Origin of the sequence: Bradyrhizobium sp. URHD0069 (genome assembly GCF_000701345.1) — a bacterium.
Lineage (GTDB): Bacteria > Pseudomonadota > Alphaproteobacteria > Rhizobiales > Xanthobacteraceae > Bradyrhizobium.
This window is the reverse complement of sequence record NZ_JNIJ01000038.1, coordinates 14,036-26,498: the sequence shown is the minus strand read 5'-3', so window position 1 is coordinate 26,498 and position 12,463 is coordinate 14,036. Positions and strand designations below refer to the sequence as shown.

Annotated in this window: 5 protein-coding genes and 1 pseudogene; all 6 read right to left on the bottom strand. The window is 64.1% G+C overall.

Annotated features, from left to right (window positions below; genetic code table 11):
- Positions 1–66: 66 nt before the first annotated feature.
- The 6 genes and pseudogenes from addA to N554_RS0122190 all read right to left on the bottom strand — a co-directional run bounded on the left by addA (position 67) and on the right by N554_RS0122190 (position 12,279).
- A pseudogene (addA, locus tag N554_RS36235) lies at positions 67–3,592 on the bottom strand (double-strand break repair helicase AddA).
- The gene (addB, locus tag N554_RS0122210; protein ID WP_029585485.1) at positions 3,586–6,732 is read right to left on the bottom strand and encodes a double-strand break repair protein AddB; all 3,147 of its coding nucleotides are present in this window, start codon (positions 6,730–6,732) and stop codon (positions 3,586–3,588) included. The pseudogene addA and the gene addB overlap by 7 nt, the downstream one beginning before the upstream one ends.
- Before the next feature lie 195 nt (positions 6,733–6,927).
- The gene (locus tag N554_RS0122205) at positions 6,928–7,650 is read right to left on the bottom strand and encodes a nucleotidyltransferase family protein (RefSeq protein WP_029585484.1); all 723 of its coding nucleotides are present in this window, start codon (positions 7,648–7,650) and stop codon (positions 6,928–6,930) included.
- Between the two features lie 184 nt (positions 7,651–7,834).
- Complete coding sequence (locus N554_RS0122200) at positions 7,835–8,152, bottom strand: PilZ domain-containing protein (protein WP_197033686.1); 318 nt, start codon at positions 8,150–8,152, stop codon at positions 7,835–7,837.
- 90 nt (positions 8,153–8,242) lie between these two features.
- A complete protein-coding gene (gene tsaE, locus N554_RS0122195) occupies positions 8,243–9,766 on the bottom strand; it encodes a tRNA (adenosine(37)-N6)-threonylcarbamoyltransferase complex ATPase subunit type 1 TsaE (RefSeq protein WP_029585482.1) in 1,524 nt (507 codons plus the stop codon).
- Entirely contained in the window at positions 9,763–12,279 is a 2,517-nt protein-coding gene (locus N554_RS0122190) for a sensor histidine kinase (protein ID WP_029585481.1), read from the bottom strand. Before N554_RS0122190 ends, tsaE begins: the two co-directional genes overlap by 4 nt.
- Positions 12,280–12,463 lie beyond the last annotated feature (184 nt).

Here is a 12,463-nt window from a genome sequence, read left to right as displayed (position 1 = left end):
GGAATACCTCGTTCAGTTCGGGAAAACGCGGCCCTCGGGAATCGCCGCCTTGATCATGCGATCAACCTATGAACGCGGCGTTGCCGGGTCAAGCTCGGTCATCCCTTAGGATAATGGCTGCCTGTTGCGCGTCCAGAGCGGGAGCAGGAATCTCCATCAAGGCAGGCGTTTCCGTCCAAAGTAATGCCGCGCGGACCGGCAGCTGGGGATAAAGTTTCTTCAGCACCGCGCGGTAGAGCGCGAGCTGCCGGACGTAGGTCCAAGGCGCCTCGGCCGGGAGTTTTGGCGGGGCATGATTGGTCTTGAAATCGACGATCAAGACCTCGCTTGGCGTCACCACCAGCCGATCGATTTGCCCGGAAACCAGCGCCGGCGGCCGTCCCGGACGGTCCAGCCGCCCCACGATCGAGATTTCGGCGCGGCTGCCGGGCGCAAACACCAGCGCGAAGCGTGGATCGTCAACTACGGCCAGCACCGCTTCTGCAAGCGCCTCGCGGTCGCCGTCGGTCCAGCCGTCCGTGTTGCGGGCAAGGTATCGCAGCGCCGCATCGCGACGGCGGTCGTCGGCAACGTCGGGCAGGGATTGCAGCAGCCGGTGCACCAGCGTGCCGCGCTGCAACGCGCGCGCACGCAACTCGATGGATTCGCCGGTTCGGATGCTGCGACCTTCATCCTCCGCAGGGCCGGAAGGGCGCAGCAGGTTGTCGGCGGTGGTCTCTGGCGGCGCCGGCGTCCGCAGCCATGACGGCAGTTCGAGCGAGGCGGCCGTCACCGGAGCCGCGGCTTTGCCGATCTGGGCCGTGACATCCTCCGGCCGCGCGTAGCGCTTCACCGGGCCGTCCCGCGTCTCGATGGTCTGCTCGTGCAATCCGGAATTGGCGAGGCCTTTGACGATCAGGTCGTACCAGGAGAATTTGCGCACGGTGCCCATGTTGCCGGGCATGCAGCCGCCGACGATCAGGCGATCGGCCGCGCGCGTCATCGCCACATAAAGCAGGCGGCGGTATTCATCCTCGGTCTCGCCAAGCATTGCCGTGCGGGCCGCTGCGACCGCCGCAGGGTCGTCGGCCTTCTTGCCGGCCCAGACCACGACGCCGGGCGCATGAGGTGCCGCATTGCCTTGCGGCAGATGAATGAGTTTCAGCCGCTGCGTATCCGAAGGCGAGGAAGTGGTATCGACCAGAAAAACCACCGGCGCCTCCAGCCCCTTCGCGCCGTGCACGGTCATGACGCGGACTTCATCGCGCGAAATTTCCATATCGCGCTTCACTTCGGTATCGGCCGCGCGCAGCCACGCCATGAAGCCCTGCAGCGAGGCGGGCGCTTTGCGCTCATAGCCCAAAGCGAGCTCGAGAAACTCGTCGAGCGCGTCATTGGCTTCATGCCCGAGCCGTCTCAGGATTCGGGCCCGGCCGCCCTCGCCGCCGAGCAACCCGGCATAGAACGCAAACGGCGTTTCCGTGGCAAAACGTCGCTCGCATTGTTCAAGACGCTTCAGCGCAGCCGTGAATCGGCTATCCGTCGCGGCGTGCAGGCTCAAGGCATGGCGCAGCGATCCCTTGCGCTGCCACGCCAGCTCAAACAGATCGTCATCGTTAAGGCCGAACAGCGGACTTTTGAGCGCCACCGCCAGCGCCAGATCGTCCTGCGGCAACAACAGCGCGTCGGCGAGATTCATCAGGTCGATGATCGCGATGTGCTCGGTGAGCTTCAGCCGGTCGGCGCCGGCAACGGGAACGTTGGCGTGTTTCAGCGCCTGGATGACTGCGTCGAAGGCGTTGCCGCGCCGCCGCACCAGCACCAGCATGTCGCCATAGCTCAGCGGCCGGCGATTGCCGGCGTGGCCGGTTATGGTGCCGCTGTCGACGAGCCGCTTGATCTCGGCTTGAATGCGCTTGGCGAGCCGAACCTCTGGGCTCGTCTCCGACACCGCATCGAAGGGCGCGCGCCAGCCTTCGATGTTTTGCTTGTCGTCCGGCAGCTGCAATTCCCAGAGATCGATCAGGCTCGGCCCGGCGTCGGTCAGTGCCTCGTGCAGCGGATAGGCGTTTTCCGCATGGATGCTTCGATAGATCGTTTCCTCGCGGAACACGAAATCCACGGATTGCAGGATCGCGGGTCCCGAGCGGAACGAATAGGTGAACGAGAGAGGGTCGAACTTCAGCCCGGCATCGGTAAACTTCCTATGTAGTTCTCTGCGACGGGCATCGAATTCGCGCGGCGCAGCGCCCTGAAACGAAAAGATCGACTGCTTCTCGTCGCCAACCGCGAAGATCGTGCGGATGGCGCCGTCGCGCGCGCCTTCTCCCGACGTGAACTCGGAAATGATATGGGCAACGATGTCCCATTGCCGGGGGCTGGTATCCTGCGCCTCGTCGATCAGTACGTGGTCGACGCCGCGATCGAGCTTGTAGTGCACCCAGCCGGAGGAAACACGATCCAGCATCGCAAGTGTCTTGTCGATCAAATCGTCATAGTCGAGCAGACCGCGCTCCTGCTTCTCGCGCCGATAATTCGCCGCCGCCGCGGTCGCGATTTCCAACAGCGCCTGGGTCCGGTCGCGGATGGTCATCGCCCGGCGCCGCTCGATGAGCGGCTCGATGCGGCGAGCTTCCGCTTCGAACAAGCGCGCAAGCGCCGGGTTGTTGTCGCAGAATTTCTTCGTCACCACAGTTTTGCGCGGCGTACGCTCTTCGGTAAGGAATACGCCGAGATACTCGTCCACTTGCGCGATGCCGGTAAATAGCAACGCCTCGCGAAGCCGCAACGCCTGGTCCTGATCGGATTTGTTGCCGGTCTCGAGGACCACAGCGACTTCTTTCCACCGCGATCGCGGCAAGTTCGGTCCGTCGATGATCTCGCGCTCGACGTCTTCGATGCGCTCGGTGGGATCGACGCCAAGTGCAGCGGACATCTGTGCGGCTGCGGCGCCGGTGCTTCCAGCACTGTCGGTCCACGCCATGAAGTGATCGCGGCTGAGACAAGCCTCGCGCACGACATCCTTGAAGGTAACATCGGCCGCACTGGCCATCGCGATATTGAGCGCACGCCCTGCCGCGCTATCGGGATCGCGGGAGGCGTCGAGCAAGACCGCGAGATTGGCGCGCTCCATCATCTCGTTCTGGTCACGCTCGTCGAGCACCGTGAAGCGCGCCGGCACGTTGGCTTCGAACGGAAATTGCTGCAGCAGCCGGGTGCACAGCGCGTGGATGGTCTGCACTTTCAGGCCACCCGGCGTTTCCAGCGCGCAGGCGAACAGCTCACGGGCGCGCATCCGAAGTTTCGCGTCAGGGCGCGCTATTCCAGCATCGCGGATCGCGGCATCGAGCGCGTCGTCATCGAGCGTGATCCAGTGACCGAGCGTAGAAAATACCCGCTCCGCCATATTGGCCGCGGCGGCCTTGGTGAAGGTGATGCAAAGAACTTTCTCCGGCGGCACGTTGTCGAGCAATAGCCGGATCACCCGCTGCACCAGCACATGCGTCTTGCCCGAACCGGCATTCGCCGAGACGAACGCGGAGGAGGCGGGATCCGATGCGCGCGCCTGCGTGGCGCGGACGGCATCGGGGATAGGGCGCGACGCGGCTACCATTCTTCGATCCCCAGGCCGCCGGCCGCGGACCATTCCTTGATGCGGGCGAGATCATCGTAACTGCCGTAGCGGTTCGACCACATCGAAAGATTGAGCGAGGTATAGGCCTGACTTTCGTCCTCGAAGGCGCGGATCAGCGCCTCCAACTTCCGTCGCGCCTCGTCGGCGGCAACATCAGGCAGCTGCGATTGATCGCTCTTGTTGATCTTCAGCTCCAGCGGCTTTTGCTCGCCCGGCGGGTTGTTGCCGCTAAGCCTGACATAGCTGAGCTCGCTGACGGAAGCGTCTGCCGGAATACCGTCAAAGCCGCCTTCCCGCAAGATCGCCGCCTCCAGCGTGAGCTGCGGCGACAGTCCCATGCGCACCTGCTTGCCGGTCGGCGGCTGCCCGGTCTTGTAATCGAGGATTGCAAACGTGCCGTCACGGCGGCGTTCGATCCGATCGGCGCGGGCGGACAGATGGAAGATGCGCTCGTTGTCGAGAGGAATCGCGATTTCACCTCTGATTTCGGCTTCGATCGCGCTGACATTGTTGCGTCGTGCGATTTCCCATTCCGCGAACCAGGCGGCGATGCGCTGGAAGCGCGGCCACCACAACGCCCGCGCTTCCGGCCGCTGCATCAGCGGCGCGAAATATTTCTCGCCGATGCCGCGCAAGGCGCGCGCGGGATCGTCGGGAAGCGTCGCGGAGAAGGTCTGGGTAAATTCGCCGAGCGCATCGTGGATCGCCGAACCGCGGTCGGCGGCCGACAGCGGCATGTCGACGGGGTCGAGCGGGGCCAGCTTCAAAATGTATTTCGCATAGATCGTATAGGGATCGCGCAGCCAGTCCTCGATCGCGGTTACCGACAGTTTTAGCGGCCTCGTCGCGCGCGGCGGCGTTGGCGCGGGCTGCGGGACCGGCTGAACCTTTTCGGGCCGGTCCAGTTCATTGGCGAAGCGAACGTATTTCTCGCCCGCCGCCTTCGCGGCCTTCCAGCGCTCCTCGCCTGCAACCGCCTCCAGCCGATGTAGGAAACGCGATGCCACCGCCGGCGCACCGCCGACTTTCGCGGCGTGACTGAGGATGACATTGTCGGCGCCGAGCAATTGCGCAAAGTCGTGCGCGGAGAGGCCGATGCGCCGCTCCGGCAGATCGAGCCCGAGCTCGTGCCGCATCGGCCGACTCAGCCACGGATCGACCCGTGGCGCCGGCGGCCAGACGCTCTCGACCAGCCCGCCGAGAATCACGCGGTCGGATTGCGTCAGCCGCGCTTCCAATTGGCCATAGATGTGGAGATGTGCGTTCGCCGATTCCGACCGTCGCACCGGGCGGTCGGCAAACGCGGTCTGAAATACCTCCGGATAGTCACCAAGCTGGACCATCAGCCCGCTTTGCGTCTTGATGCCGAGCAGATCGTCGAACGCGGTGGTTAGCGTTGATCCCTGCGGTCCCTCGAAAGCGATCGCGACGCCGTGCTGGTCGCGAGACAGCGCCGTCAGCACCTCGCGATGGCAGGCCGCAAGCTCGGCGAAATCATATGGTTTCGAGGAGGAAAGACTTTCAAGCGGCGAGAACGCCACCTGCAAAGCAGTGATCAGGGCTTGGGCTCGATCGAGCGCGGGGCCTCCAAGCCGGGTCCTTGGCTCTGAGCCGTGCAGCGAGGACGTCTCGCCATTCCTCAGTTTTGCAAGTTCAGCGCGGAAGCGCCCGAAGTCGTGCGCAAGGCCAGCACTTGCCGCTTGCGGCCGAGTGCCGCGCAACAGCGTCAGTTCTAGGATTTCAACGGCGTCCTTGAACGCACCCTCCGCGCTGCCCAGGCGAAACAGTGGATGCTTCAAGAGCGCCAGCAGCGTCGGCGGCTCAAGCTGTTTTGCCACCGCTTCCGCGGCCAGCCGAGCGAAAACTCCCGCTGACGTGTCCATCAGCGCGTCGCCGCCGGAATCGTCGAATTCGAGGTTCCAGCGGCCGAGCGCCGCCATCACCCGCCGCGCCAGTGCGCGATCCGGTGTCACCAGCGCTGCCGATTTGTTCAGGTGCCGCGCCTCGCGCATCGCGACCGCGATCGCCAGCGCCTCCATCTCGGGGTTGTCAGCTTCGATGACCGCGAGATTTGCCATCCCGAGCGAAATCTTCGCGACGATGTCAGGCTGGGTTAGCCGCCGGTGCCATTGCGCGGTCGCGTTCGAAGGCCGCATCGCCTCGGAGACCAGGACATCGCGTCCCTGCGCCGCCGGCTGTGCTAAGATTTCGACGTCATGGCGCTTGACGCCAAATCGATGCAGCAGCGCATGCATCGCGAATTGCGGATGGTTCGACGCCGGCGGCGTGGTGATTTTCCCTTGCGCGTTCCTGATACCACCGATCAGCTGCCACGCGTCGTCGTCGAGATCGGTGTCGAGCCCCGGCAGCACCACCGCGCCTTGCGGCAGAGCCGCAACGGCTCGCAGGAATTTCGCCGTCGCCGGCATCGATCCGGTCGAGCCCGCCGCGATTACCGGACCGTCGTGATGCGCGCTCAGGCGTGCGGCTTCCGCCTCGATCAACAGATCGCGCCGCGCCGCGGGTTCGATCTTCCCGATTTCGGCCAGATGCGCGGGCCACGCCTGTCGCGCGATCCTCAGGAAGTCGAGCGAGTGCTGCCAGTATTTGTCGAGTTGGTCCGGCACCAGCCCGTCAAGCGCTTCCCAACCGACGCCACGGGTGACCATGTCGTCCATCAGGCGCGCCAGATCGCCGGCCAATGCCAGCGTCGATGCCGGGCCGCCGACGACAAGCGGCGCCGAGACCGGGCTTTTGGCCCAGGCTGCGACCAGTCTTGCCAGCGTGAGTTTTCGTTCAAGTTCCCCGAGCTTCGGCGGAACGTCCAGCGGCGCCGCTCCGCCGTATGGCTCGGCCTCTTGCGCAAACGCCAGTTCGTCTTCGTCGATATCGCCGAGCGCGACGATCCGCGGCAGCACGACTGCGTCAGTCTTCAATTCATCGAGAAAGATTTCCCGCGCCATCCGCCCGGCGCGCCGGGTCGGCAGATAGAGCGTCGCCTGGACTAGTTTTTCCGGATGCACGCGGGCCTCAAAGCCCTCGACCAGCCTGCCATCGACCAGCGCAGCAATGACGGTGCGCAAAAACGGCGCAGATACTGGAACACTGAAAACGCGCATGGGCTTCCTGATTCGCGATCAGGTGCATCATGGCATGGGCAGCATTGAGGAGGGAGTCGCCGAGGATCGCCGTCACTCCGGGGCGCGTCGAAGATCGAACCCGGAAATCTCAAGATTCCCGATGTGCAATGGCACATCTGAGGTCTGCGCCCTACGGCGCATCCCAAAATGACATGGCTTCAGAATGATATGGCTTCAGGCGACGCTGGCGAGAAAGGCCTCTTCCGCCGCGTGCACCGCGTCGGGGGTTCCCACATGCATCCACACGCCATCCAGCCGCAGGCCGAACAGCCGCTCCTGCTCATTGGCGCGATCGAACATCTTGGTCAGCGAAAACTCGCCCGACGGGGCGTCCGCAAACAGCGCCGGCGACATGACCGCCGCACCCGCATAGACGAACGGAACCACCTGATGTTCCCTGCGCTTGCGCAACGCGCCATCCGGCAGCATGGCGTAGTCGCCGCGTCCGCCGTAACCGATGCTGCTTATCGTCGGCGCCATCAAAAGCAGAATATCCATCCGCGCGGGATCGAAGGCTTCGGCGAGCCGCGCCAGATTGGGCCGCACGCCATCGATCCACATAGTATCGGCATTGACGAGGAAGAATGGAGCCTTGCCAAGCAAGGGCAGCGCCTTGACGACGCCGCCGCCGGTGCCGAGCACCTGATCTCGCTCGTCCGAGATGATCACGCGGGGCCGCGTGCGCGGCGCGACGTGATTGATGATCTGGTCGGGCAAATAGTGCACATTGACAACGGCCTCGCCGGTACCGGCGTCGCCGAGCTTGTCGAGCACATGATCGAGCAGGGGGCGGCCCGCCACGGGTACCAGCGGTTTTGGCATTCGGTCCGTCAAAGGGCGCATGCGTACGCCAAGTCCTGCGGCGAGCACCATGGCTTTGGTTGGTTTGACGGACATCTTCAGAGATTTCTCGAACCGTTGTTGGTACGCATTCCGCAAAAGGCGATACCGGTTTGGCGATCAGAATACGCGCAAGTCGTTAACGTGGCGCCGATCATACCACGGTGGATCGCGCCAGCCACCGATCGCTGATGCCATAACCGCCCTGCATGACGGCTGTACGACCAGGACGCCTGCGGGTTCAGGCCTCTGCCGCCTGCGCACGCCGCATCGTCTTTTTCTTCTTGTCGCCGGTTCTGAGGAAATTGACCCCGATCTGGTCGCCGTTGACCCAGGCCAGCTCGCAGCGGCGGTAGGCAAGGCCAGTGGACGACAGCAGCAGGAAGAACTCCTTGAGATGCAGTCCCTCGACGGAGCCTTCCACGGTAAGCTTGGCGCCGGTTTCCGAGACATCGTCCATCGTGCATTCGCGCCGCCAGGTGCCGTCGATACCCATCATATGCGCGCCGATGCCGCGTTCGAACGTGACGCGCTCGCCTTTGCGCCGTTCCGCCACCATGGTTTCGCTCCCGCCCTCCAGCAGCCGCCCACGCGTCAATGTGCTAGATCTACCCTAGATTAAGGCCAGGCCAGCTAACAACCGGTAAATCTACGGAACCGGTGGCGGGACGTTGGCCGCATACCACTCCCGAGCGCGCGCGAGCGCAGGATGAGCCAGTGAGCGGTTGAGATAGGTCCAGATGCGGGGCTGATGACGCAAATATTGCGGCTTGCCGTCGCGCCCGTTGAGCCGCGCAAAGGTGCCGAGCAGCCGCGTGTTGCGCTGCGCCGACATGATCGCATAAAGCTCGGCGAACCCGGCCGGATCGAAGGTACCCTCGGAGGCGCGCCGCGCCTTGATGTAGCGCGTCAGCAGCGCAAGTTCGAGCTGCTCGGGTACGTCGATCCGTGCATCCTGCAACAGCGACACCAGATCATAAGCGGTGGGGCCCAGCACAGCGTCCTGAAAGTCGATGATGCCGACTTTCGCAATATCGGGCCGTCCGTCGAGCCAGATCAGATTGGGGGAATGAAAGTCGCGTAGTACCCAGGTTTTGGGGCCAGACGCGAGCTTGCTCAGCAAATCACGCCAGATCACCGCGAAGTCTGCGCGCATGGTATTGGTCGGTTCGACCCTGCGGTCCGGCAGATACCATTCGAGCATCAATCCGATCTCGACCAATAGCGCATCGATGTCGAAAGTGGGAATCAGGTAGCTGATCTGCGGCGCCACCGGCAGAGATTCGGGCAACGTTTGCCGATGCAGCGCCGCCAGCATGTCGACAGCGCTTTCGTAGCGCGCAACGATCGCTTGGGGCGGATCGCCTTCGACAAAAGCCGCGGTGCCGAAATCCTCCGTGATCAGGAATCCGGCATCGAGGTCCGCGTGATGGATCGCCGGCGCCGAGAAGCCGCGCTCGCGTAAGCCGTTGTCGATGGCGACAAACGGCTTGACGTCCTCGGCCAGATGTACGGCGGCGCTGTATGATTGTCCGTCATAGATCGCCGGCCCGTCGGGCCGTCGCGGCGCGTTCATCAGGATGACCGTGCTGTCGTCGCGGCTGAGCCGGGCATAGGAACGCGTCGAGGCGTCGCCCGGCATGCGCAGGCGTTTTGCCTCCGCATAGCCTGCCTCGGTCAAAAACTGCCCCAGTGCCTTCAGCCTTGCGACTTGCGCGGCGGCTTTGCCGTAGCCGGTGATTTCAGCGGCGCGGGCGGTCGATCCCAGCGCAGGCCGATGGCTCAGGGCGATGTCGATGCGGTCCTGAGGAAGCGCGGCAGGGGCGCGCTCCGGCCATTCGATCAGCGCCACCGTGGCTTCCGGCAAGGGCGACAAGCCGATCTCTTCCAGTTCCGCTGCGTCGTTGATCCGGTAGAGATCCGCATGCACCAGCGGAAACGCCGGCAGATCGTAGGTCTGCGCGAGCGTGAAGGTCGGGCTTGGAACCTCAACCGCATCGTCGCTGGCGAGATATCGGATCAAGGCGCGCGCCGCTGCGGTTTTCCCGGCGCCGAGATCGCCGGACAGCGTGATGACATCGCCGGGGCCGATCAGCAGTGCCAGGTCGGCCATCAAATGCGCCGTTGCCGTCTCGTTTGCCAACGCAAGCGAGAATGTGATGGGAGCGGTCATTCCGCGGCGTTGCGATGTGCGGTCTGATCGACCGGAAAGTCGCATGTCACGGTCGTGCCGTTGCCGACGATCGAATCGACGCGCACCTTGCCTCCGTGCAGTTCGACAAAGGAGCGCACCAGCGACAGGCCGAGGCCGGCGCCGCGATGCCGGGAACCGTGGGAATGGCTCTCGAACCAATCGAACACCTTGTCCTTGACGTCGGGCGGAATGCCCGGACCGGAATCGGTGACGGTGAAAACGACGATGTGGTCGGTTCGCCTGGCGCTCAAACCGATGATCGCATCCTGAGGCGAAAATCCAACGGCGTTTGCCAACAAATTGTAGAGCACCTGGACCACCCGCCGTTCGTCGCCCACGAAGCTTCCGATGTTGGAATCGATGTCAACCCTGAGCTGGATGCGGTCGGTTGCGAGCCGGTCCTGGATGCCTTCGGCCGCGGCCTCGATGGTCTTGCGGATGTCGACGGAGCCGAGATTGAGCGACATCGCGCCGGCGTCGATGGTGGCGAGATCGAGGATGTTGTTGATAATCGCGAGCAGCGCGTTGGTCGAGGCGGTGATGTAGCCCAGATATTCGGCCTGCTTCGGTGTCAGCGGACCGGTGACGGGGTCGCTGAGGAAGTGCGCGAAGCCGATGATGGTGGTCAAGGGCGAGCGCAATTCGTAGGACACATGGTGGACGAAATCGACCTTCATCTGGTCGGCGGTCTCCAGCGCCTCGTTGCGCTCCCGCAGCGCGCGCTCGACGTTCTCGGTATCCGTGATGTCCTGGAATGTCAGCATGGTGGCGCCGTCGGGCAGCGGCATGGTCATGCAGTCCAGCACGCTGCCATCCCTGCGCTCCAGCTTCAGCGGCACCTCGACCCGGTTCTCGATCGCGGTGATGGCTTCGCGGATGGCCCGCCAAATCTTCGCGTCATCGACCAGCGGCGTGCACCAGACTTCCACCGTCTCGATATGCGGCTGCTCCCGCAGCGCCTCGGGCGATAGATTCCACATTTTGGCGAAGGCCGGATTGAACAGCTGCGCGCGGCCGTTGCTGCCGAACACCGCAACCGCTTCGGCGAGATTATCGAGCGTCTCGCGCTGGACGCGGATCAGGCCGTCAAATCGCCGCGCGAGCTCGAGGCTTTCGGTCACATCGTCGAACAGATAAGTGACGCCGCCTTCCGGATTTGGCGTGGTGACAACGCTGACCGCGCGGCCGTCGGGCAAATACCAGGTATCCTTCTCGGGTTCGACCGCGCGATAGGCCTCGTGCAGCTTCGCCTTCCAGGCGCGGAAATCCGGCTGCTCGGGAACTTTGCGCGCGGCGCGCAGCCGATCCAGCACGCTGGAGTCGTCGGGGTTGCTGTCGAGAAAGGCGCGATCGAGGTCCCACAGGCGGCGGTAGGAATCGTTATAGAACGCCAGCCGCCGCTGACCGTCGAATACGGCGACGCCGGACGACAATTGATCGAGCGTACGGCGATGCGCCTCTGCCATCCGCACCAGCGCTGCGCGCAGGGCGGTAGCTTCGCTGGCGTCGATGGCGATCCCCATGCTTCCGCCGGCGACATTGAGTGCGTGCACATCGTGGATGCGCCGCTCGCCGCTGACCACGATCGGCAGCCGCGCATTGAAGGCGGTCGGGCCATTCAAGGCCCGGTCCATATCGCTGCGGTCGCCGCTGTCGAGCAGTTCGAGGTCGCGATCGATCGCATCCGCGGTGCTTACGGCTTCCGTCGCCCGCGCATAGGCGGCGTTGGCGTAGCTGAGACCGCCTTTGGCGCGCTTGGCCCAGATCGGCCAAGGGGCTGCGGCCGCGAAACCGCGCAGCATCTCGGTTTCTTCCAATAGCGCCTTGTGCCGGAGGTTGGTTTCGGCGAGTTCCCGGCGCAATCCAGAGAGTTCGCGAATCCGCACAATGGCTTGGCCGCCGATGGCGCGGCCCATGGCCTCGATCGCCCGTCCATTCGACGTCGTGAGATTGAGTAGAAAGCCCTCGCCGGCCTCGCGCAACGCGTCGACCGCATGATCCATCTGCAGCGCCGGCTCCGGCGGCAGCCAGGTTCCGAAAGCGAGAATGCGCTGCGGCTGATGCTGCTGGAACTCCTGTGGCATCAGAAGCGCCGTGTCGCCGCTGATTTGGGGGCGATTGTCGCCTGCCGGCCACGATATCAGGATCTGTGGCTCCGCGAACAGGAGCGCGCGGAAACGGTCGGCCTGGGCCTGCAACTCCCCGATGTCGGCGCGCAGCCGCGCCTCGTTTCTGGCCGCACCAACGCGGGTGCGCATCAGGAGGATCGCCGCCAGCACCGAAAAGCCGAGCGGAGCCAGCGCCGTCGTCAGCACCGCGATTTCCTGACGGTTGAAATCGAACAACGTCGAAACCGCCTGCAGGAGCGGCAAATCGTCGGCCCGGGCCGGGACGAACGAGGCCAGGGTGCCGCCAAGGACAATCAGGCCGTTGCGTGCCAAGGATGTGCACGACAGCAGGGTCCGACGCATCGCCACGTTCACGCCCGACATGGTTTGCCCCAAACCGCACGACTTTACGCCCGGCGTCTTTCCCGCCCGGCGCGAATCAAATGACAATATCCCCAACGGGACTCGGCCGGTAAGAGTCCAGACCGTGAACGCGAATCCCGGCGCAAAAAAATGCGGTATTAGACTTTATCCGCGCGATTTTGACGAAAATGAATCCGTTCTTTGT

Bases quoted from the DNA above. Each gene is read 5' to 3' on its own strand.
- addB (WP_029585485.1), bottom strand. From the start codon at position 6,732: ATGCGCGTTTTCAGTGTTCCAGTATCTGCGCCGTTTTTGCGCACCGTC.
- N554_RS0122205 (WP_029585484.1), bottom strand. From the start codon at position 7,650: ATGTCCGTCAAACCAACCAAAGCCATGGTGCTCGCCGCAGGACTTGGC.
- N554_RS0122200 (WP_197033686.1), bottom strand. From the start codon at position 8,152: ATGGTGGCGGAACGGCGCAAAGGCGAGCGCGTCACGTTCGAACGCGGC.
- tsaE (WP_029585482.1), bottom strand. From the start codon at position 9,766: ATGACCGCTCCCATCACATTCTCGCTTGCGTTGGCAAACGAGACGGCA.
- N554_RS0122190 (WP_029585481.1), bottom strand. From the start codon at position 12,279: ATGTCGGGCGTGAACGTGGCGATGCGTCGGACCCTGCTGTCGTGCACA.